This window comes from Paenibacillus sp. FSL R5-0928, assembly GCF_037970385.1.
Classification (GTDB): Bacteria; Bacillota; Bacilli; order Paenibacillales; family Paenibacillaceae; genus Paenibacillus_AQ; species Paenibacillus_AQ odorifer.
The window spans coordinates 2,229,114-2,251,857 of sequence record NZ_CP150225.1; the positions used below are offsets into that span (position 1 = coordinate 2,229,114).

The 22,744-nt window shown below is 41.7% G+C and carries 22 protein-coding genes; 15 read left to right on the forward strand and 7 right to left on the reverse strand.

Annotated elements, in window-relative coordinates:
• Nucleotides 1-23 precede the first annotated feature (23 nt).
• Nucleotides 24-236 (forward strand): hypothetical protein, encoded by a 213-nt coding sequence (locus MKZ16_RS09710; RefSeq protein WP_143758999.1) that lies wholly within the window; start codon nucleotides 24-26, stop codon nucleotides 234-236.
• Here MKZ16_RS09710 and MKZ16_RS09715 read toward each other — a convergent pair whose 3' ends face one another.
• Nucleotides 237-1,070 (reverse strand): carbohydrate ABC transporter permease, encoded by an 834-nt coding sequence (locus tag MKZ16_RS09715; protein ID WP_036684045.1) that lies wholly within the window; start codon nucleotides 1,068-1,070, stop codon nucleotides 237-239.
• A complete protein-coding gene (locus MKZ16_RS09720; protein WP_036684044.1) occupies nucleotides 1,070-1,960 on the reverse strand; it encodes a sugar ABC transporter permease in 891 nt (296 codons plus the stop codon). The genes MKZ16_RS09715 and MKZ16_RS09720 overlap by 1 nt, the downstream gene beginning before the upstream one ends.
• Before the next feature lie 197 nt (nucleotides 1,961-2,157).
• On the opposite strand from MKZ16_RS09720, the gene MKZ16_RS09725 reads away from it, so the two are divergent.
• The 4 genes from MKZ16_RS09725 (at nucleotide 2,158) to MKZ16_RS09740 (ending at nucleotide 9,303) form a co-directional block, all read left to right on the forward strand.
• On the forward strand, nucleotides 2,158-4,020 hold the full coding sequence (locus MKZ16_RS09725; protein WP_052097448.1) for a histidine kinase: 1,863 nt from the start codon (nucleotides 2,158-2,160) through the stop codon (nucleotides 4,018-4,020).
• On the forward strand, nucleotides 4,013-5,656 hold the full coding sequence (locus MKZ16_RS09730) for a response regulator (protein WP_076104097.1): 1,644 nt from the start codon (nucleotides 4,013-4,015) through the stop codon (nucleotides 5,654-5,656). Before MKZ16_RS09725 ends, MKZ16_RS09730 begins: the two co-directional genes overlap by 8 nt.
• 123 nt (nucleotides 5,657-5,779) lie before the next feature.
• Entirely contained in the window at nucleotides 5,780-7,090 is a 1,311-nt protein-coding gene (locus MKZ16_RS09735) for an extracellular solute-binding protein (protein WP_036684033.1), read from the forward strand.
• A gap of 119 nt (nucleotides 7,091-7,209) precedes the next feature.
• Nucleotides 7,210-9,303: a glycoside hydrolase family 36 protein gene (locus MKZ16_RS09740; RefSeq protein WP_076104096.1), complete on the forward strand. Its 2,094-nt coding sequence runs from the start codon at nucleotides 7,210-7,212 to the stop codon at nucleotides 9,301-9,303.
• Nucleotides 9,304-9,379: 76 nt separating this feature from the next.
• Here MKZ16_RS09740 and MKZ16_RS09745 read toward each other — a convergent pair whose 3' ends face one another.
• On the reverse strand, nucleotides 9,380-10,153 hold the full coding sequence (locus tag MKZ16_RS09745) for a GHKL domain-containing protein (protein ID WP_076104095.1): 774 nt from the start codon (nucleotides 10,151-10,153) through the stop codon (nucleotides 9,380-9,382).
• Between the two features lie 14 nt (nucleotides 10,154-10,167).
• Nucleotides 10,168-10,923 (reverse strand): LytTR family DNA-binding domain-containing protein, encoded by a 756-nt coding sequence (locus tag MKZ16_RS09750; RefSeq protein ID WP_179089046.1) that lies wholly within the window; start codon nucleotides 10,921-10,923, stop codon nucleotides 10,168-10,170.
• A 176-nt stretch (nucleotides 10,924-11,099) separates the two neighbouring features.
• On the opposite strand from MKZ16_RS09750, the gene MKZ16_RS09755 reads away from it, so the two are divergent.
• The 8 genes from MKZ16_RS09755 to MKZ16_RS09790 all read left to right on the forward strand — a co-directional run bounded on the left by MKZ16_RS09755 (nucleotide 11,100) and on the right by MKZ16_RS09790 (nucleotide 19,114).
• Nucleotides 11,100-12,827, forward strand: coding sequence for an ABC transporter ATP-binding protein (locus MKZ16_RS09755; protein ID WP_036684028.1), 1,728 nt, complete (start codon nucleotides 11,100-11,102; stop codon nucleotides 12,825-12,827).
• A gap of 77 nt (nucleotides 12,828-12,904) precedes the next feature.
• Nucleotides 12,905-13,084, forward strand: a complete 180-nt coding sequence (locus tag MKZ16_RS09760) for a CLI_3235 family bacteriocin precursor (protein ID WP_036684027.1) — start codon at nucleotides 12,905-12,907, stop codon at nucleotides 13,082-13,084.
• A gap of 40 nt (nucleotides 13,085-13,124) precedes the next feature.
• A complete protein-coding gene (gene ccpM / locus MKZ16_RS09765; RefSeq protein ID WP_217904434.1) occupies nucleotides 13,125-14,582 on the forward strand; it encodes a Cys-rich peptide radical SAM maturase CcpM in 1,458 nt (485 codons plus the stop codon).
• Nucleotides 14,582-15,703, forward strand: a complete 1,122-nt coding sequence (locus MKZ16_RS09770) for a TIGR04066 family peptide maturation system protein (protein WP_081383809.1) — start codon at nucleotides 14,582-14,584, stop codon at nucleotides 15,701-15,703. The genes ccpM and MKZ16_RS09770 overlap by 1 nt, the downstream gene beginning before the upstream one ends.
• 16 nt (nucleotides 15,704-15,719) lie before the next feature.
• Nucleotides 15,720-16,004, forward strand: coding sequence for a hypothetical protein (locus MKZ16_RS09775; protein WP_036684022.1), 285 nt, complete (start codon nucleotides 15,720-15,722; stop codon nucleotides 16,002-16,004).
• A gap of 1 nt (nucleotide 16,005) precedes the next feature.
• Complete coding sequence (locus MKZ16_RS09780; RefSeq protein WP_036684019.1) at nucleotides 16,006-16,641, forward strand: DUF6033 family protein; 636 nt, start codon at nucleotides 16,006-16,008, stop codon at nucleotides 16,639-16,641.
• Between the two features lie 93 nt (nucleotides 16,642-16,734).
• Nucleotides 16,735-18,255, forward strand: coding sequence for a S8 family serine peptidase (locus tag MKZ16_RS09785; protein WP_080742448.1), 1,521 nt, complete (start codon nucleotides 16,735-16,737; stop codon nucleotides 18,253-18,255).
• 601 nt (nucleotides 18,256-18,856) lie between these two features.
• Complete coding sequence (locus MKZ16_RS09790) at nucleotides 18,857-19,114, forward strand: AbrB/MazE/SpoVT family DNA-binding domain-containing protein (protein WP_036684015.1); 258 nt, start codon at nucleotides 18,857-18,859, stop codon at nucleotides 19,112-19,114.
• 105 nt (nucleotides 19,115-19,219) lie between these two features.
• Here the strand turns inward: MKZ16_RS09790 and MKZ16_RS09795 are convergent, their stop codons facing one another.
• Together MKZ16_RS09795 and MKZ16_RS09800 are read right to left on the reverse strand one after the other, a co-directional pair.
• The gene (locus tag MKZ16_RS09795; RefSeq protein ID WP_036684013.1) at nucleotides 19,220-19,729 is read right to left on the reverse strand and encodes a PadR family transcriptional regulator; all 510 of its coding nucleotides are present in this window, start codon (nucleotides 19,727-19,729) and stop codon (nucleotides 19,220-19,222) included.
• A gap of 96 nt (nucleotides 19,730-19,825) precedes the next feature.
• Nucleotides 19,826-20,989: an ABC transporter permease gene (locus MKZ16_RS09800; RefSeq protein WP_076104093.1), complete on the reverse strand. Its 1,164-nt coding sequence runs from the start codon at nucleotides 20,987-20,989 to the stop codon at nucleotides 19,826-19,828.
• 193 nt (nucleotides 20,990-21,182) lie between these two features.
• On the opposite strand from MKZ16_RS09800, the gene MKZ16_RS09805 reads away from it, so the two are divergent.
• A complete protein-coding gene (locus MKZ16_RS09805; RefSeq protein ID WP_051491308.1) occupies nucleotides 21,183-21,908 on the forward strand; it encodes an HAD hydrolase-like protein in 726 nt (241 codons plus the stop codon).
• Nucleotides 21,901-22,053: a hypothetical protein gene (locus MKZ16_RS09810; RefSeq protein WP_339815603.1), complete on the forward strand. Its 153-nt coding sequence runs from the start codon at nucleotides 21,901-21,903 to the stop codon at nucleotides 22,051-22,053. Before MKZ16_RS09805 ends, MKZ16_RS09810 begins: the two co-directional genes overlap by 8 nt.
• 133 nt (nucleotides 22,054-22,186) lie before the next feature.
• On the opposite strand, the gene MKZ16_RS09815 is transcribed toward MKZ16_RS09810, so the two are convergent.
• A complete protein-coding gene (locus MKZ16_RS09815; RefSeq protein WP_076099986.1) occupies nucleotides 22,187-22,738 on the reverse strand; it encodes a glutathione peroxidase in 552 nt (183 codons plus the stop codon).
• Nucleotides 22,739-22,744: the final 6 nt, after the last annotated feature.

Genomic DNA, 22,744 nt, shown 5'->3' on the forward strand with positions numbered 1-22,744 from the left:
TACAGTTAAACTACTAATTAGTATTGGAACGTCTGCATCAAAAGCTGACCGCAGCAGTATGCAGAGTATTGGAACGTCTGCATCAAAAGCTGACCGTAGCAGTATGCAAAGTATTGGAACATCTGCATCAAAAGCTGACCGTAGCAGTATGCAGAGTATTGGAACGTCTGCATAAAGGGGGAGATCCATATGGATCTCCCCCTTTTTATGCAGAAGCTAGGTTTGGAATTAGATAATCAGCCCTTCACCGCCCCCGCAACAACACCCTTAACGATGTACTTTTGCAAGAAGATGAATACCACGATCGATGGCAGCACCGCCATGACCATAGCAGTCATCGCATATTGCCAATCTGAGGTATATTGGCCCACAAAGGTGTAGGCAGCCAGTGTCAGCGTTTTGGTATCTGGGGAGCCGTTGACCATAAGCAGCGGGAGCAGGAAGTCATTCCAAATCCACATTACGTCGATAATGACAATGGTTGTTGTGACCGATTTCAGCAGTGGGAAGATGACACTGAAGAACAGGCGGAAGCCGGAAGCTCCATCAATCGTGGCACTCTCATCAATTTCAACCGGAATACCCTTGACGAATCCATGGTAGATAAACACGGCGAGTGGAGCACCGAAACCCCAATATAACAATCCAAGTCCCCAAGTACTCTCAGAGAGATTTAAGGTCTTAGCGGTTTGCAGAACGGTCAGCATGATCGATTGGAACGGAATCAGCATCGGCATAATGCAGAGGAAATAAATCACCCCGCTCAGTCTGGATTTCGTCCGTGCCAGCTTGTAGGCTGCTATGGATGAAATGAACACAATACCCAGAAGACCTACACCGGTAATGACAAAGTTGTTCAGAAACAGCTTCGGATAGTTGATAAACTTCCACACGTAGGAATAGTTGCCGAATACCAGATGTTTTGGCAGGGCGATGACATCCGTCATGACTTCGCTAAAGCTTTTTAACGAGTTGATAATCGTCAGAAATAGCGGATATAGAAACAGAAGAGAGAGGATGACCATAACAACCTCTAGAATGATTCGGCCTGCTTTGCGGTTTGTATTCATTATGCCTCAACCTCTCTTCGTTTGAAGAATGCTAACTGGAGAATGGTTACCACCAAGACGGCCAGGAACAGGATAAGCGCTTTCGCTGTACCGTATCCATACAGATTGTTCTGGAAGGTATCCCGGTAGATATCGTAAGCGATACTGTAGGTAGTTCCGCCAGGTCCGCCCCCGGTTAATGACAGGATGACATCGAACACCTTGATCGAATTGGTCAGTGCCATGAACACAGAAATCGTAATGGATGGAGCGAGCAGCGGCAGTGTAATACTGAAGAATTTTCTCATGGGACCAGCGCCATCAACTGTCGCTGCTTCTTTGAGATCCTCAGGTACAGATTGCAGACCGGCAATATAAATGACCAGATAAAAACCAATCGACTGCCAGATGGAGACGGCCAGTATGGAGACGAAAGCAAGTCCCGGCGTCCCTAGCCAGCTTAGACCAAATATGGACCAGCCTGTACTTTCTCCGAGTGAGTTGAAACCTTGCATAAAGATAAATTTCCAGATAAAACCGACAATGACAAGACTGAGGATATAAGGAATAAAGAAAGCGGCTCTCAGCCAAGGGGTGCTCTTCAGCTTCATGTCCAGAACCAGTGCGAGCAGAATGGCCAGCACGTTAACGAGAACAATGTACAGAATCGCATACTTTATGGTGAACCAGGCTGAATTGGCGAAGTTGGTGTCGCCCATAAAGATTTGTTTGAAATTATCAAGTCCGACAAACTTAGGGTGTTTCGAAATTCCGTTCCATTTGGTCATCGAATAGCGGATAGTCATGGCAAACGGAATGTAGAATGCTACAGCGATACAGATTAGGACTGGGAGAGTGAATAATCCGAATTCTGTTTTCTCGCGCCATCTTTTGCCGAGTGATTTTAACATGGATGCACCTCTTCTTGATTTGTTGGGTGGTAATATCGACTAGGCTTGCCACACATAACCATTCCGGTTAGTCTATATTGTGTATTATAGAGCAGTGCCCTATACTCAAAAATGGATTTAAGAGTACAGTTAGGGGTAAAAAGGTGAACTGAAATATTTATAATTAAGCCTGTAAATCGTGGGGGAGGTTGCCGGTCATTATTAAAAAGTGGATCATAAAGCGGTTTGAACCCGTGCTGGAGCTTGTCTCACGCAGGTTGGCGAACAAGCTTATTTTGCTGTTTACAATCATCATTGTTTTGGTGGTGACCTCACTGACGTTCATTTCATACGGCATGCTGCGAAAAGAATCGGTGGATAACAGCATCGCCAGTACGAGCAACAATCTGTTGCTTGTCGGCCGGAATCTGGAGAGTTATTTGGACGGCATCGAGCAATTATCCCTGCCGCAAATATCGTATGACGAGATCACCTATGCGATTTTGCATGAATCGGAGGATTATGCCTCGAAGATGTATGTGGAGGACTACTTGAAGAACCTGTACTTCTCCCGCAATGATCTGGAAGCTATCTACCTGTATGTGATCAAGGAGCACAAGTATTATTATGTCACCAAAGAGAACTACAATATTACCGTGCGGGTCGCCGAGCATCCGTCGATTGAGAATCTTTCCTGGTATAAAAAAGCGCTGGCCAGCCCGTTTAACCGTTCTTACCAGTCTTTTGTAAAAAACCAATCCTCGATGATCAATAGCTCCGACTACCCTATAAATAAGGATAAAAGCTTCATGGGCTACCATCGATTGCTGCGCTCTATAGTTTCCAGGGAGCCGCAGGCGGTGCTCTCCCTTTATTTCAACTCCTCGGTTACGGACGAGATTATGAAGGATATTCCCTTCAGTAAAGGGCAGCACCTAATGTACGTCAGTCCCGATAATGAACCTTTTGTGGTGGATGACCCCGGGTTTTATCAACAGAGCGAACAAGAGGGACTGCTTAAGGAGCTGACACCAGCCTCAGGAGGACGCGTGACGTGGTCGGATAAAGAAGAGAAGTATCTAGTGATTTATGACATCAGCAAAAAAGAAGGCTGGAAGCTGATTAAGCCGATTCCCTACAAAGAAATTTATGAAGCGGCCACGACAACACGCAAATTGAACTATTTCATAGGACTGTTATTTTTAATCGTTTCGGTCATCTTGGTCAGCTTTATTTCGAACAAAATAACGAACCCGCTAAAGAATCTGTCGCTGCAGATGAAGCGGTTCAGTACAGGCAGCTTTGACGCTGAAGCACAGGTTGAAGGAAAGGATGAAATTGCCTATCTGTCTCGCCACTTCAATAAGATGGTGGAAAAGACGAATGAGCTGATCAATGAACGGTATAAAATGAAAATTGTCGAGAAAAATGCTGTACTCAAAGCACTGGAAGCTGAGATCAATCCGCATTTCTTATATAATGCCCTGCAAGCCATTTCCACCAAGGCGCTGAAAAACAACAATGATGATATTGTCGATATGGTCGATAATCTTGCTATGACGTTGAGATACTGCATTAGCGGTAAAGATGTGGTCCATGCCAGAGAGGAATTAAAGCATATTGAACGTTATTTGGCACTGCAGAAGGCTCGTTTTGGAAACAGAATGCAGGTGGCCTACCAGTGGGAAGACCCTTTGCTGGAGCTGGAGATTCCGAAGCTGTCCATTCAGACCTTGGTAGAAAATTGCATCAAGCATGCGCTGGAAAAAGTATCCACAACGATCACAATTACCATTGAAGCGCATGTGACGCCTAGCCATACTGTTATTTCAGTGACGGATGATGGACCGGGGTTTAGCGGGGAGCGGCTGGAGCAAGTGAGAAATTCTCTTCAAATCCAGTGGGAGGATCAGGGCGGAGAAAACGCTGCCGAAAGTGACACGGAAAGCATTGGACTGAAAAATTTGAACACGCGGCTGAAGCTTTTGTATGGTGAGGCTGCGGGTTTGGCCATTACCAGTGATGCTGGCGGAACAAAGATGGACATGCGGTTACCGCGGGGAGGGATTAACCATGTATAAAGTACTGATTATAGATGATGAGGAACCGTTGCGTGAGGCGATCAACATCCTGGGAGACTGGAAAGGACTAGGTGTCGATCAGGTACTGGAGGCTACGGATGGAAATATGGGCCTAGCCATGCTGCGTGAGCAAAAGATCGACCTTGTATTGGTTGACATGAAGATGCCGGAGCTGAACGGAAGTGAGCTGCTGCAGATCGTGGAGAAGGAGTTCCCGGAACTGCTGACGATTGTAATCAGCGGCTACAATGATTTTGAATATACCCGCCAGGCTATCCGTTCTAAGGTAGTTGATTATTTGCTGAAGCCGGTCAACCGGGCGGATTTGAATGCGGCCTTGCGTAAAGCTATAGATGTGCTGGAGGCCAAACGTAAGAAAGAAAGTGAGTTCATCAACAGGAACATTACGCTCAACATGTCTCTGCCGAAGCTAAAGGAGAAAATTTATCTGTCGATCATTGAACGTAGCTTCAAAAATCAGTCCAACGAGGCTTTTCTGCCGTTGATCGGCGCTGATACGACCGGAAACTATTTTGCTGCGGGTGTACTGCGGGTGCTCAATTTGGAACAAGTGCGTCGTAATCGCTTCCATGAGGACCGGGATTTGCTGCATTTTGCCGTCACAAATGTGATTAATGAGAATAGCGATGAGCATTTTCAGGCCTTCAGCTTCGCCAGCCATAAGGGAGAACGCGAGTTTATCGCCATCTTCACGATGAAAGGCGGCTATGAGGAGGACGCAACTTTCCGCTCTTTACATCATATGAAGAAGTTAGTCTCGACGCTGAAAGAGCTATTCGGAATTGTTGTTGCCGGAGGAATTGGACAGCCCTATGGTGACATCATGGCGCTTGCTCAATCCTATGAGACTGCCAAAGCCTCTCTCGACGGGATTGACCTCCTGACGCTGAAGGGAGCGATTGTCACAAATAGCAGCAACGATACTTCACAGGGGAAAGATAATCCTTCCTTGACGGGACGTATGCCCTTGATTCGCAACGCACTGGAGAGCGGGAACATCAATCATGCCAAAAGTATTTTAAGCGAATTCACAAAGAAATGGGAGGCTTCCGGACGTTTTAATCTGGGCGAGGCTGACCGGCAGATAGAGGAATTTATTATTTTACTGAACGATATTGCGACGGAGCTGGATGCGGTCCCCGAACGTATTCGCGGCGGTAAAGATAAAGGATTGCGTGGGCTAGGCATCGGGAGCGATTTTGCTTCCTTTGGCGAATTTGAGCGGGTACTGAGCGGAATTCTAGATTGCTATGGCAATGAAATCAGCAAAAGCCTTGCTGGCAATCGCCCCAGCATACTGGAAAATATTAAAGCATACATTGATAATCACTATTTTGAGAATATTAAAGTATCGATGTTCACGGATAAATATTTCCTGAGCAGAGAATACTTGATGAAACTTTTTAAAGGGCAATATGGTTATGGCATACATGAGTATGTACAAAAGGTAAGAATGGATAAGGCAAAGGAGCTGCTATCCACCCCCGATTTGAAAATCCAAGACATTTCCGAGATGTTGGGGTACAAGGACAAAAATTATTTCAGCAAGGCGTTCCGGAATTATTATGACTGTTCACCTTCTGAATATCGGGTTCTGCTATTGAACGGGGAGTAGTGAAGCGGTTACATGAACACTTTTTTACCCTAATAAGTTCACTTATGTACATTCTTATCCTTTTTCTTTTTCTTTAGAATTGTCTCAAGACCACTAGATGCATGAGGAAAAGGGGGCAACATCATGTTAAAAAGATTTATGGCTTTATCTGCGAGTCTGCTGCTCGTCGGCGGATTACTGGCGGGTTGCGGCGGAAACAACAATGCCGCTGACAATAGCGGAACAGGGAATACTCCTGCCACAGATTCTGGCAAGCCGGTCACGATTAATATGTTCACCGCATCACCCGAGTACACTGATGCTTTTAACGCTTATATTGCCGAGTACAAGAAAGTTAAACCGAATGTGACGATTAATCTGGAGATTATGCAGGCTGACTACAATACGGTGCTCAAATCGAAGATTGCTGCGGGAAGTACACCTGACGTATTCCAGACCACAGCGGGTGGAGATATTGATACCTTTGCGGAGTATAGTGCTGACCTAACTAATGAGCCACTGGCTGCGGCGATGACCGATGCAGTGCGTTCTAACATGAGTTCTACGGACGGTAAAGTGCTCGGTCTTCCGGTAAAAGGGAATCTATTTGTCCTGATGTACAATAAGAAACTGTTGGCTGATGCTGGGATTACGGAAGTTCCTAAGACAACAGCCCAAATGGACGATGCGATTACTAAGCTTGAAGCTAAAGGCATTACTCCTTTTGCCAACGCCTATAAAGAGTGGTGGGTATGGAAACACATCTTCCAACACTTCGTAGATGCGGCAGCCCAAGATGCAGGTACGGATGCTAAGACACTAGTAAATGATTTTATTGCCGGAAAAACCACGATCAAGGATCACCCGGTGCTGTACAATAACTTCTTCAGCTTCGTTGATACCACTGTTAAACATGGCACAGACAAACCGCTTGAACGGGACAGCAATGCTGAAGTCAGCGACTTTGCATCCGGCAAAACAGCGTTCATGACTGGTAAAGGCGCATGGGATGAAGAAGCCATTAAGAAAATCACACCTGACTTCGACCTGGGCATTATGGGTTACCCAGTCAGCGACAAGGCTGAACAGTCCCAGATCATTACTGGTGCGGATCAGGCCCTGCGTATCAATAAGGATTCTGCTGTAGCTGGTGAGACTATTGAATTCTTCAACTGGCTGTATACTTCTGAATACGGTAAGAACTGGTTCTCTACAGTAGCAAAGGTTATTCCTCCAATTAAGGATGCTCCAATGCCTGACCTGCAAATGCCAAAAGAAATGGAAGAAATCCTCAAAACAGAGAAATCCGGCGACCTGTCCGTGAACTACTCTCTGGATACCTTCCACCAAAAATTTGGTGAGCTCATGCAGGCTTACATCGGCGGCAGCAAAACTAAGGATCAAGCCATCGATGAAATTCAAAAAGCTTGGATTCAATTCGGATCGGCAGAATAACTAGGTTCAGATCAGGGGGCGGGCTCCAAGGTAAGATTCACTTACTGGAGAACCGTCCCTTTTTTATATGTTATATAATCATAAGAAGATACTGAGATAAAGTCAGGAGGTACATTATTATGAATAGCAAAATGATTGAAATCATTGAAAATGGACTATTTCTTACGATTGAAGTTACGGAAGATCAGGATGTTCGGCTATTGCATTTTGGCGCGGCACCTTTGGAAGCAGCCATAGCGGATAAGAACAAGCAAGGCTTCCGGCTGCTGGAGCTGCAATTATCGGGCGAAGACCGCGCCGAATATCACGGGCGCACACACCGAGCATCCTATCCGGGTCTTCGGATGGTATATGCGGGACACAGCGATACAGTGAATGCGCTCGGGCGTAAATTGGAGCTTAGCTTGGCTGATCCGATTACAGGAATCCAGGCAGTGCAGCATTTTCAGTTCTACAAGGGCGTGCAAATCGTTCGAAGCTGGACAGTGCTAAAGAATGCTGGAGAAGCTGAGGTGGCAGTGGAATACATCTCCTCCTTTGCTCTTACAGGTGTAGACAAAGAGGGGAGCGGGGAGCGCAATGATAAGATTGAAGTAACCCTTGCCCACAGCGGATGGCAGAGTGAACTTCAGTGGCGGACCTACCGCCTGCCTGAGCTTGGGATGTATCATTTGGCAGACCGTGGCTCCAAACGAATTGCCGCAAGCAATACAGGCTCTTGGTCAGCAGCGGAACTTCTACCGATGGCGGTTTTGCATAATAAGGAGAGCGGGACAAGCTTGTTCTGGCAGATTGAGCATAACGGCTCTTGGCATTGGGAGCTGACGGATCAATACGATCAGCTTACACTGCTGGTCAGCGGACCTACAGAACATGACAACCATTGGTGGCTGAACCTAGCTCCCGGTGAAGAGTTTACTTCGGTGCCAGCAGCTGTGGGTGCTGTGCAGGGAGGATTTCAGAGCGCGGCAGAACAGCTTACGGTATATCGCCGGATGATCCGCAGACCTAATGAGGATAATGAGCTGCTGCGGATTATTTTTAATGACTATATGAATTGCCTATGGGGGAGCCCAACGACTGAGAAGCTACTGCCTTTAATTGATGCTGCCGCGGAAGTAGGTTGTGAATATTTCTGCATTGATGCTGGCTGGTATGCACCCGGAGAGTGGTGGGATGGTGTAGGCCAGTGGGAGCCTTCCAGCGATCGGTTTCCGGGAGGGATTAAATATGTGCTCGACTATATCCGCAGCAAAGGGATGATTCCCGGACTATGGCTTGAGCTGGAGGTTATGGGCATCAACAGCCCGAAGCTTGCGGAGACTGATGACAGCTGGTTTTTCATGCGGCATGGTAAAAGGGTTAAGGACCGTAGCCGCTATCAGCTAGATTACCGCAACCCGAAAGTCATTGATCATGCAAACGGTGTTATTGCGCGTCTGGTTAAGCAGTACGGTGTAGGATACATTAAAATGGATTACAACATCAATGCAGGCATTGGGACAGAAACGGATGCGGACAGCTTCGGAGATGGGTTGCTACAGCATAACCGCGCTTATCTGGCTTGGTTGGACAGCATCTTTGTTCGTTATCCGAACCTTGTCATCGAGAACTGTTCCAGCGGGGGAATGCGCATGGATTATGCGATGCTCAGCCGACACAGCATCCAGTCTACTAGCGACCAGGAGGATTATGTACAGTATGCGGCCATTGCCGCAGGTTCTCCGGCAGCACTGACACCGGAGCAGTCCGCAGTTTGGTCTTATCCGCTGCGCGAGGGTGACGATGAGGAAGTCATCTTCAATATGGTTAATGCGCTGTTGCTTCGTGTACACCAGAGCGGTCATTTGGCGGAGCTTGAACCTCACCGCAGAAGTCTAGTTAAAGAAGCGCTGGATTATTACAAAACCATTCGCAGTGATATCCCACACGCCACACCTTTCTGGCCGCTCGGCCTGCCGGACAGTGAGGGCGAATGGGTCAGCCTTGGCCTGCGGCGCGGCGAACGACGGTATGTCGCGGTATGGCGGATTGACGGAGAAGCTGCAAATGTCCAATTGCCGATAGAAGAGCTGAAGGGATTTGAACCAGTGATCGCCTGTGCCTATCCTCAGCAGCATAGTTCAACTTGGAATTGGGATCAATCGGCAGGGGTTTTGACGGTGGCACTCCCACCAGGAAAAACAGCGAGATTGTTTGAGATTACTTCGTAAAGCTTGCGGCGGGCCTGCTCCCCTTCAGTCTGCTGTTGGGGAGCGGCCGCTGTACTTGCTAGGGAAATAGTTTTTTTCACTGCCTTTCTAATTCGGTCAGGTTTGGCTTAGCTGCTGAAAGTATGTTTAGAAAAGGTAGTACAATGATTGTTTCGAATTCATTATTTTGAGCGTTAGTAACTAGATGACCTCCGTATTTTTCGGTGACACTTTGAATATTTGTTAAGCCGAATCCGTGAAAAGCGGGATTCTCTTTAAAATTATGCTGCACTATAGTGCTAGAATTGTTCCGTGAGTTGGTGACTTGGATAAACAATGAAGTATCGGTAGTGAAAATTAGCAGCTGAATAAATCTATCTTCTTTTTTTGGAACTCTTGCAGCGGCGTTTAGAGCATTATCCAGCACATTCCCGATCACGGTACATAAGTCAAACCGATCAATATCAATAGCTTCGGCGTGTATATGAATATCATACTTAATAGCAATTTTGTGTTCACAAGCAATATTTAGCGCGTTGCCAATTAAAGAATCAATTACCAAATTACCTGTTGATAGTCTGAGAGAAGGCTGATGAATTTGACCGAGCATTGAATTGATATGATGGATAGATTCCTGAATCTCATTGTTCTGAATACAATTCCGGACATATACCAAATGCTTGTTCGTATCATGGATAACTTGTTTGATGCTTGTAAGGGAATGTGTGGTTTTTTCATAGCTGATGTGTTGATAATCCATCTGTTTACGTAATTGCAGATTTTCTTTAGTCAGTTTGGTGTTTTCATTAATTTTACCGAATAAAAGGATGGTTTCTCTGATTAGCAGAATAAGCAACATCATGATGACCATTGATAGATAAAGAGTCATCCTCGTTCTTTGAATTGTGCAATCATATAATAGGCGTAGGCTTCTTTAACCTCTTTTGCCTGAGTACGGCCAATAGGAAACTGCTCTTGATTGTGCATGACTACGGAAGTAGCTGTAAACTTATGGACATGTTCCAGATTAACAATAACGGAACGATGAATAAGCATAAATGGACGGTTTAGTTTACTTATATATTCTGAAATTGTACCTGGAATTATGTAATGCTGCGTAGAGGTAATGATCTTTAGTCGGTTTTTAGCCAAGGAATGTTTGATTTTAACAATCGCAATAATGTCAGAATTTTTGATCACCATATGTCCATCTTCAGTTTTAATCATTAGAAACCTATTTACAGAAGAAATGATATAGTTACATAGCTTTATTATCTTTGCCTCAAAACACTCATAGTTTACTGGTTTAATCAAATAATGGTAGGGTTGCACATCAAAGCTGCTCATTACGTACTGCGGATAGTTTGTCAAGAATATAATTTGAACCTCCCGATCCGGAAGTGCACGGATTTTTTTTGCAACCTCGATTCCATTTAATCCTCTCAGTTCAATATCCATTAGAAGTATATGAAAAGGATAACTACTCTGTTGATTATAATAGTGAAGCAATTCCTCACCGGAGGTAAAATATTGAGTCTCGAAAGAGTAAGCCGTGCTTTTCATAAGTCTTGGGAGATATTCCTTTAGCAAATCGTGTTCCTTTTTCTCGTCATCGCATACGGCTATGCGTAACAAAGCCATCCCCCCCATAATTAAATTTGTTAATCTTCAGAGATACCAAAACCTGACACGAAACGTCATTCAGCCTCCTATTCCAACCATTAGCTACCAAATTACCCCAAATATTCTTTTATATGATATATTGATAGCGTTATCAATGTCAAACCGAAGCTTGAAAGTAGAAGAGGATATATTCTATGAATGATAAGGATACCCTTGAAAAACTTATCGGATTATTTAAAGCGCATAAAAAGAATTTATGTATTATTTTTCTGCTCTTAATATTTTCTACTTTGATTAGTTCCATTTTGCCGATGTTCAACAAAATTATTATTGATGAAGGATTTATGAAATCAGATGTTAGAACCATTATTTTAACGGCAATCTACATCTTTCTTTTGTCTATGTTCAGTAGCTTTTTAGATTTGCTCAAAGAAAAACGAAGAATAAAAATAGCTTCAAATATTATCTACTCCTTGCATAAAGCTGCATTTGATCGACTTATGAAAGTGAAAGTGAAATATTTCACTGATAAAAACTGCAGTGAAATTTTAAATCGCGTTAGCACCGATATATCGAATATTTCGCAAATAACGGATGGTAGCATGCTTTTTATTGTTAGTCAGTGTTTTAGTTTGGTAGGAGGAGTTATTGGACTTTTTATCATAAGTTGGGAACTTACACTTATTGTGCTTATTTTAATCCCTATAGAATATTTAATTTTGAAATCGTTTGCTAAAAAAAGAAAGTCTCTTGCGGAAAAATACATCACGAAGGATGGAGAATATTCGCATTGGTTTGAGGATAGTTTGAATGGTGTGAAGGAAACAAGGCTTTTTAATTTATTCATTTTCAAAGAAAAAGAATTTGCAGACAAGCAGAATCAAGTAATAACCTCCCATATGGGAATCAGTTTATTGGATAATTGGCGGATTACTGTGGAGAGATTTCTAATTGGAGGACTAGTTCTTCTAATATATGCTTCTGGATCGACGATGATATTAGATTCAAAGCTTTCGGTAGGAAGTATATTTGCATTTATTACCTATAGCGCTTATGTGACCACTCCTATCTCATCGATGTTGAATATTGGATACTTATTGTCGGGAATAATGCCTTCTGCCCGAAGGTATTATTCATTGCTCGAGGAAGAAATCGAAGCTTGTGATGTAGAATCCGCCAACATTGGTATGAAGCGACTCAACCCTTTTGGGAGCATTCAGTTTGAAAATGTAAGCTTTGCTTATGATACTGAACTGATCTTGTCAAATGTGAATTTCACGATTGGCAGCCATGAGAAAGTGGCCATTGTAGGAATGAATGGTTCGGGGAAGTCTACAATCCTAAATTTAATCCAGAGGTTTTACGAACCACTTGCAGGAAAAATTTTATTTGACGGAGTGGATATTAAGGCTATTAATTTGAATGAATATCGGGAATTAATTTCGACTGTTAGTCAAGAGATATATCTTTTTGACACAACCATCGAAAATAACATAAAACTTTACAGTGAAAACCATGAGGAGCAGTATAGACAGGCTATTGAGGCTACCCAATTATTAGAGAAGGATACAAGCCGGTTTGAGGATTATGTCGTAGGTTCTAATGGGAACAAGTTGTCCGGTGGACAAAAACAAAAAATCGCGATAGCCAGAGCATTAGTAAAAAGCAGGCCTATGGTGATTTTTGATGAAGCGACCTCCAACCTTGATCTTCACTCTGAACAAGCCATCAACCATCTATTAGATACAGCACTCAGTAACAATACAGTGATTATAGTCAGTCATAGGCCGGAAATTCTGAAGCATGTGGATAGAGTAATCTTTTTAGAAAAAGGCCAGGTCTCCGCTATTGGACTTCATGAGAAGTTGTCTTATACAAATGAAAGGTATCGGCTCATCACACAACAGCATCAATTCGTTTAATGGGTTTACCCTTCGAGTGATTTAAATATCAAATATTGATATTTAGATAAATACGATTTGAAAGGAGGAATAGGCATATGAAACAACTTGTAAAAAGAACAAATGCAAATTATGAAACGTTGGAGGCATATGCAGCTTGCAGTGCATGTCCTTGTTATGCATGTACATGCAATGCCAGCGGATCAAACAAAGCAGCCATGAAACAAGTAACCTATACTGGTAACTCCATGAAGATGACTGCTATTGGAATCGGGTAGTAAGTGCAATCTTAAGTATAGCTAAGAGCAGGATGGCTAAATGGCTTTATTAAAAAAGCTGTCCTGCTTCACTTTTAGAGTGGGGGGAGTTCAGGTGCCAGTATTTCATTTATTTGAAACGGTAACGGGAAAATATATGTTCGATGCGAATGCAAATACATTTCTTAAATTAAATGAAAGATCTTATCAGGCTTTGTTGAACTATAGAAATTCAAACTTTGAACAAGTGGAACCGGAGATTCAAAACTTATTTGATTCCGGTTTTTTGGCGGAGAAACAGGATTTTGAGATGATTCATCCCATGAGCGACTCTTTGCAGCACAATTTAAGCAGAAGCGTTGGCTCGATAACTTTGCAGGTCACGCAAAACTGTAATTTAAGATGCAGCTATTGCGCGTATTCAGGGAGCTACTTACACAGAGTACATACCAATAAGAGAATGAAAAAAGAGGTTGCTTTGAAAGCAATTAAGTTTTTGATTGAGCACTCCGTAGATTCTCCAATTATTAATATTGGATTTTATGGAGGAGAGCCCTTACTGGAAATGGACTTAATAAAAGCTTGTGTTGCTTATGCCAGAGAACAAAGTGCGGGCAAAGAACTAACGTTTAACCTTACTACAAACGCAACTTTAATTACCGACGAAACCTTAGAGTTCTTATCTTCTAATGATTTTAATTTAACGATCAGCCTGGACGGCGATGAAGTCGCGCATGATAGAAACCGAGTTTTTGCGGTAAATAATAAAGGCAGTTTTCAGACTATTATGGATAATATTGAAAATATCAAAAACAAAACACCAGACTATGTTGATAAAGTGATGTTCAATGCAGTAATTGATCCAAATTCAGATTTTAGCTGTTCCACAAACTTTTTTTCAAACTATGAGACCGTAAAAGACTTTGCTGTTATGGCAAGTGATATAGCAAGTAGCTACAAAAAAAGTGAGTCCTTAATCAATGACAGTTTTATCAAGATGTATAATTACGAAGTTTTCAAATTATTTCTTTATAAATTTGATAGGCTTAAGAAAAATGATGTATCCAAGCTGGTGATGGAAAGCTTTGATCAAATCCAGGAGAATGTCCATAACAGGCTTAGAATCTCTTTCTATGATGTAAAAAAAGACCATCATTCCGGACCGTGTGTTCCAGGAGTACAACGATTGTTTGTGAATGCTGACGGTGCTCTGTATCCCTGTGAAAGAGTTAGTGAAGCATCTAGTGTAATGAGGATTGGGCATATAGATACAGGCTTTGAATTGGATAATATCCGGAACATACTAAACATTGGAACAATAACGGAGAAAGAATGCAAAGAGTGCTGGGCCTTTAGATATTGCACTTCTTGTGCAATGGCCGCCGATGATATCAGTGAGTTTTCTGCTGCCAAAAAATTAAGTATCTGCAATAAAGTTAAAGAAAACACTGAGAGTTTGTTTAAAGATTATTGCGTACTAAGAGAGTTAGGCTACGACTTTGATAAAGAAAAAGTGTAATGGGGGAGACAATGGTGAAAAAAAGAGCAATTGTTTATCCATATCATGCAGATTTCGGTCCGGTCGTCAGATTCTCCAATTTACTGGGCAACTTTGAGCTTGTTTCATTAATGGCACCTTTAGGTTTTGGACTGAATGAAAAAGATGCAGCGTACAGCTATTATGGTGAGGATGTGGGTATAAAAGTTAAAGATTCTTTTTCAGATGATGAATTTGATGTGTTAATGATTTGTGAATTTGAATGCAGTTTTGAAAAAGTGGTGTTCCCGACAATTATCAAAGCCGCAGAGATGGGGAAAGATATTGTTCTGCTTAACAGATGTGCTGATCATGAAGTTGAAATGGTAAAGAAGGTATGCCTGAAAAATAATGTGGAACTCACAAGTTTTTTTGGAATTGACATTGACAGAACGAAAGTAGAACTCGTTGAGAAAATACTGCTGGATATTAATGTTCCGATAATCTGCGTGGCGAGTCTTATGGAAAAATCCAATAAATTTGATGTTCAGCTTAGCCTAAGGGATTATTTCTTGAAAGAAGGGTACAAAGTAAGTCAAATTGGGACAAAATCTTATTGTGAGATTATGGGATTTCATTCTTTTCCTGATTTTATGTTTAATCATAAAGAAGCGGAGATAGATAAAATATTTCTTTTTAATCACTTCTGTAAATATATTGAATTGAACGAACGACCTGATGTAATGATTATCGGAATTCCAGGCGGGACAATGGTATATAATAATCTGTTTACCAATAGATTTGGTATTACTGCATTCGAGGCGGCTAGTGCAATCCATCCGGATGTCGGTATTATGAACTTGACCTATGATGATTTTAATGGAGAGTTTCTCGATAAGATATGTGTGTCAACAAAGCATAAATTAGGTTTTGATATTGATTGTTTTAATATGTCAAATCATAAATTTGATACGGGCAGAAGCAAACAGGATAAAGAATTGAAGTTTTTTACGGTTGATTCTAAGTTGGTTGATGAAAAAATTGCACAAATATCGCTAGAGTCAAAGGTTCCTCTGTTTAATTCGTTAAATGGGACAGACACTTTGAAATTAGCAGAATGCTGTGAAGCTCTATTGTTACAGGAAAATATGCAAATCGTATAAAAGAAGGGTGATATTTATGGATCTGGATCAAGTGCGTGAACAGATAAACGAAATATTATTCGACGTAATGGGAATGGACAAGATCAAGCTTAATGAAAACTACTTCTATGAAGATTTATTGGGCGAGGCGATGCAGTTCTCACCACGGGATTTGTTGGTTCTATTTGTACATATTGAGGAAAAACTAAAAATACAAATTCCGGAAACCGATATATTAAATGGATGCTTCAACAGCCTAGATCGAATTAATAATACAGTTTGCCGCATTCTACAGGAAAAAAGAATAAGGGAGTTGGTTTAAGTTGTTGAATGTAGCTTCACTCAGTAGCCTGAATCGTGCGGGGGCTGCAATGGTAATCCAGAAAAATAAGAGTTCAGAGATTTCATTTCAAGACGCGCTATCGACATCGAGTTCGGAAGCGGTTTTGACGGAATTGGAAAAAAAATTCGACATTAAAATCAACGTTCAAGCCATACCAAAGAACAATGAAGCAGTGAAAAGTGTATACTCTGGTAGTGTTGGCAAAGGGAATGTAACCATTGCTCCAAATATACTGAATCAGTCGGCAACAGATCCACAAATGCAAAAAAGGGTAGAAGCAATTATTCAGGATCATTTTGCTTCCAGCGCTAATGATAAACCCGGTGATGCCAGTGGCGTCATTATACATCCGGATGGAACAGCTACTTTTTGGGTGATTGGTGATTATTTAACACCTGCCGAGCGGGAGAAGATTAATAAAGAAGTAGAGGCAGAAAAAAAAAGAAAGGCGGAGCAGTTAGACTCGTTGAGTAAATTAAGTAGCAGCTCTAGCCTATCACAATTCGGGTTATTTATTGACAACTCCAATAATGGTGAAGAAGATAGCATGTATTTAAATAGTGTGCTACAAGCTAGTCTGGATTCGATGCTGCGGAAAAAGAACCTGTTTAATTAAATGATTAATCACTTTTTTAATCATGACTACCGCCTGGGTCAATGGATTTGTGACCAATGAGGCGGTTTTATTTTTGTCGATCTGTAAAAGGAGATGATGAACATCGAAGCTAAAGTGAAAATTGCCGTGATTGATGATGGTATCAACGAATATTTGCTAGGTGAACCGGTTGTTCAACAGTTGATCTTCAATGAAGATTTCACAATAGACGCTTATACAATAGACAGTCCCGAAAGAATAACTCACGGCACCATCTGCGCAGGCATAATTAAGCACTATTATCCGGAAATCTATATGTATAGCTTGAAGATATTGTCTGATACCTTAAGGGGAAATATCCAGAAGTTGTATAGTGCACTAGAATGGTGCGTTCAAAATGATATCCAAGTTGTAAATATCAGCTTGGGAAGCCATTGCTCAGCGGATTTATTAGAAACGCAGAGAGTTATAAACAAGGTTGCTGGTCAAGGCTTAGTTATTGTAAGTGCCGCAAGTAATCATGATTATATTACATATCCAGCTTCTTTTTCAAACGTTATAGGCGTTAAGAGAGAGGTAAGCAACACGCTGCACGAAGGGGAGTTTTATCTCAATGATAATATCATCGACGGTATAGAATTTACGGCTTTTGCTAGACATCATTTGAATGGTAAAGAGTGCAGCAACTCGAACAGCTTTGCCGCGCCCATGATTACAGCCAAAGTATGTGAACTCATTGGTAAATCTCACCTAACTAACTTGCAGCAAATAAAACTCATGTTGTCGAAAATGGCAAATAACTATAGGGACGATAAACACTTGTTTATTTGCTATGCTGACCCTGATTGGATAAGTGATATATTAGTATGCTATGTGAACGGAAAATGCAAATTGGACAATCGGAATCTTTGCGTTAACATACACGGTGAAATTGTCGTTCCCGCTGAGTCGGCTTATGATGCTGTTGATGCAGCCCTATTGGCTTACAATGAAAATATTGAGACTCTCGTTGTGATCAGCAGAGATCTTTACCCTGATGCTTATGTTGAATTACAGTGGATTGCTTCGAAATACAATAAAAATGTAGTGTTTATTGACAATTACCAAGGAAAAGATATGAACAAGATAGTTAACAATCAGTGTACTAACATTAAGTTATGGCATAGCTTATTCAAAATACACAACATTTACACACTTAACAGCACCCCGTTGCTGATCGAAGAGCCAATGGTTTCTATTTACATCCCTGCTGACACTGACTTTGAAGTTATTCTCTGGTTAAAAGGGCAATTTAAAAATAATAACTATAACAGTTATTTTGCATCGAATCACCCTATCGGAGTTTTATACGGAATAGACTATGTTCCTGAGACAAACTCAGCGCAGACATCTTCCTATTTTTCCTTAATTCTGAATAAGAAATCTTACGATATCGCGATATATGTCTTATATGGCTATGATATTTCGGATAAAATAGAAACGGATATTGAAATAGACATTGAACCATTAAACGGTTACTTTCAAGCAACTTTTGCTGTAAATGGCTTATGCCAGGAACGTATTATCAATATTAAACAGATTGATGAAACCTTTATCGGAGAACTTTATAATTCTATAGTTTATTTACTCTCTTAATGGGGGACAAAAATCATCAAACACTTAGAATACCCTCCATTAATAACTTCTTTGCTAGCCCCTCGTTAGTCGACTTCCGGATTCATCGTATTTACACTACAGTGATATCATCAGCCTTGTATTTACATGAGGATTCGATACACACACTACTCATAGCGAAATTATTATTCCAATGATAGATCCTATTTAAGTTTGACTTACTAAACATCTGGGTAAATGACGGAGTAGCGTTCTTGCTAGTTTTCGACAATTTCCTACTTGTGATTGCGGATAAGCGGAGTGACAAGATTTACAAATAGATTAACGAAGGTATTTTAGGGTAGAATTGTCATCAAGTAGGGTTACATTCTGGGTGGATTTCGACATTCCAGAGAAGCCCCTATTTTTTTGTGTTCTGACACGGCTTCATCTCTTGGTGCTCAACAGATATCATACATTGTCGAAATTTTGTCGAATAATATCATATAATGTAGAAAAATAATTGACAGGAAATGAATAGAACTTTAGAATTAGGTAGTAGCGTAATCATTACTATCATATAGAAGCGTACATAGCTTTTAGCAAGAATGATTATAAATGTGACTTCAAGGGAGGATGTACGATGATGAAAGCAACAGGCATAGTAAGAAAAGTGGATGAATTGGGACGTATCGTAATTCCTATTGAACTGCGTAGAACAATGGGAATCGACATAAAAGACCCGCTCGAAATTTTTGTAGACGCTGAAAAGATTATCCTTAGAAAATATGAGCCAACTTGTATCTTCTCCGGAAGCTCAGAAAACCTGATCAATTTCAAAGGTAAAATGGTAAGCAAAGATGTTCTTGATGAACTTATTGCAAGCTTTGATAGAGCATAATCCATATACCACATATGATTTCAAAAAAAAGAACCGGTATTACAAGCACAAGATGTGCCTGTAATACCGGTTCTTTTTTTTATGGTGTACTTTCGAAAGCGGGTTTTATTTAGACTCTAGCACACTTTGGATTTTTTTGATAAAAGCATCATATTGTACGAGGCCTAGCTCCATGCACAACTTCTGGTAGGAAGATAACTTGTAATCTAGCTGGTTCAACTTCTGTTCCAGATCGTCGTACATTGCCTGCTTTTCTATCAATGCTTGCCGAAGCAGATTATCTATGTTCTCTTTGTCCGTCTTTTCCCCAAAATACAGGTGCATAAAAAAGTCAGAACGCAGAACATCTTTTTCGGCTGGTGATTGTAGATAAGCGTGGAACTGATCCAAGCCGGCAGAGGTAATGGTGAATACATTTTTGTCGGGTTTGCCTTCCTGTCGCACAGATTCTTTAGTGATCAGATTCAGCTTTTCCATCTTGCTTAGGGTAGGATAGATCGTGCCATAGCTGGCATCGAAGAAAAATGAGAAGTATTCCTCGAAATGTCGTTTTATCTCGTAACCAGAATGAGGTTTTTCGCTTAAAATCCCCAGAATAACATCTTGTATGTTCATAAATCATTGCCGCTCCTTTCTTTCACTTCCTACCATATCACAACTGCATATCGCTCTCAATTTGAAATGGCATAGCCGGAGTGGCAAACTGTATAATTACGCATTTACTGGCACGGGCTCTTGTTCTCGTGAGATCCGAGTTTCTTTACGGAGGAAAGTGACAAGTACGCTTAATACAGCAATTGTTGCCCCAATACAGAGTAAATAGAACATATCTTTCCATACCCCGTTACCCCCGATAACCAGGTCGAGCATACCATTAACTGCATAGTAAGCGGGTGAGAAGGGACCGATCCAGTTATAAAAAGGTGAAAGCACATCGCGTGGAATAGTTGCTCCGGACGCTAACATTTGCATGGAGAGAAGGGCAATATTTAGCCAGCCGCCAGCATCCCCGAGGAGCAGCAGACTAAACTGAGCAAGGATCATGCAGGAGAGAATTACCGTGAACTCGAACAGCCACATAAGCAGAAAGCCACGATTAGAGTGGATACCGAGTGAGTTAACCATGATAGTTCCCACTAGTGAGATAAGCACAGCCGTTCCACCCATAATGACAAATCGGGCTGCAAAGCGATTCCATTTACTAAATTGTCCAGACAAGTTGGAGGAAGCTTTATGGAGATTCATCGCGAGTAACATTGCACCGGTAAATGAGGCGGTAACGATCATTAAGGGAACCATAGTTTGTGCAAAATTAGTTGTAGGGTTAATGATTTCGACGTTGGCGGAAATGCGGCTGCTTGCAGCACTTTTGATGATCTCCGCTTGTGCCTGCGGCAGATTCATAGCATCCAAGGTGTGGCTTAGTGCTGAATTACTGCTTTGAGTGTTCATTGCAGCCGTGACTTTAAGTGCTACCGTCTGCATGACATTGCTGACCATCTGCGGATTAGATTCATTTAAGAAGTAGTGGAGTTCAGTCTTTGCAGATGGATTACTGATCTGTCCAGTGAACCCTTGGGGAATATTGATAATCATGCGGATTTCTCTATGCTCAAGTGCTTCTTTTGCATTTTCTAGTTGGAGATCCTGTCTGGTTACGAACTGAAGTGATCCTGCAATCCCATCGACTATAGGCTGGGCATTTGTACCATCCTCATTAACAATAGCAATGGGCAACTGATCTACCCGATCCGTTACATGATCGTACCCTGTAATCCAAATTAAGCTGAAAAAAACTTGGAACAACAGTGCAGTTATAATTCCAATGATGGTAGCAGGCTGCTTGAGGAAGCGTATGATTAATGGATTTGACATGGTTATTTCTCCTTTATATTTCAAGTTGTAATATTACAGATTGAAATATAGCACAACGAAATATAAACTGCAACAGAAAAAGTTAAGAGCATGGACATTACAAAGCGATTTCATATATCATAGGGCTTGTACTGGAAATATCGCACAGATGAATGTCTTACCTGAAGTAGAACAGAATGGGGAGGAACAACAGATGAGTAACGAAGTACAAGGAACGGAACAAAACGTGGTTCATGCGAAACTGAACAAGCCAGAAGCGATTGTATTTGATATGGATGGAACATTGTTCCAGACTGAAAGTCTTTTATTGCCTGCATATCATAAAATGTTCGATATTTTGCGGGAAGAGGGACTATACGTAGGACCTACACCACCAGAAGAACGTATTCTAGGCTGCTTAGGAATGTTGCTGGCAGACATTTGGAAGAATGTTATGCCTGAAGCAGATGAAGCCGTGCACCGCCGGGCGGATGAATTGCTCCTGCAGCTGGAGATTGAAGGGCTTGAAGCCGGAGGCACACTACTGTATCCACAGGTGGTTGAGACACTGACAGCGCTTAAAGAGCGCGGAGTGAAGCTGTTTGTGGCTAGCAACGGGCTGGAGGATTATATTCACAGCATCGTTGTGGTGCATGAGCTTAAGGCGTTGTTCGAAGGCTTGTATAGTGCGGGAGGTCAAGGCACTGCGACTAAGACCGAGCTGCTACGTATTCTTTTGGATAATCATGGTATCAGCAGTGCCTGGATGGTTGGGGATCGTTCTTCTGATGTTCAGGCAGGTAAAGGAAATGGCCAGACCGTAATCGGCTGCGCCTATGCAGGCTTCGGACGTCAGGATGAGCTGAAGGGCTCTGATGTCATTATTACCTCCTTCGACGAATTGGTTGACTTATACGATAACGCAACGATTAGTGAATAAGAACTTACGATGGGGAGTTTGCTTAGCTTACAAGCAAGCGCTTGATCACATAAAAGACAACCTTCTTGAAGAAGGTTGTCTTTTTATTGAAGTCAAAAAGATGGTGCTTCAGTTGAAAGAAATCGGTATCGTCGTCAGGCAGTAAAGATATATACATAAATAAAGGAAGTAATCCGATAAAAAATGGAGAGGGTCTATATATGTTTTGCATGCCTAATATGTAAACCCTTTATGTTAAACTATCGTTCTCTGTGGGTTAAATTACCAATCGGATTCATTTACTTTAAAAGAAGTGACTCAATAAATGGCTCTATGTCAAAAGGTTTAGTCGTTGTTTCGTATCTACCGTATACATGACCGTTTCTATCGATTAAAAACTTCGAAAAATTCCACTTAACCCCATCGCCGGCATATATGTCCGGATACTTTTCCTGCAGAAAATCCTGCATCCATTTACCGCCTGATGTCTCAGTATCGAATCCTTGAAATGGTGCTTGCTGTGTTAGATATTGAAATAAAGGATGGGCAGACGGTCCCCTAACCTCAACTTTCTCAAATAAAGGAAACTTAACTCCAAAGTTGCTCTCACAATATTCATGTACTTCCGAGTTGCTTTCTGGCTCCTTCTCGTTGAATTGGTTACAAGGAAAACCAAGTATTTCAAACCCTTGCTCATGGTGAATTTCGTAAATTTTTTGGAGATCAGGTAATTGGCGAGAATAGCTGCACCTACTGGCAGTGTTCAGAATAAGCAGAACTTTTCCTCGATAAATGGACAATTCAACAGGCTCACCATGAATTGACTTTGCTTGAAAATCATAAATAGACATCAGACT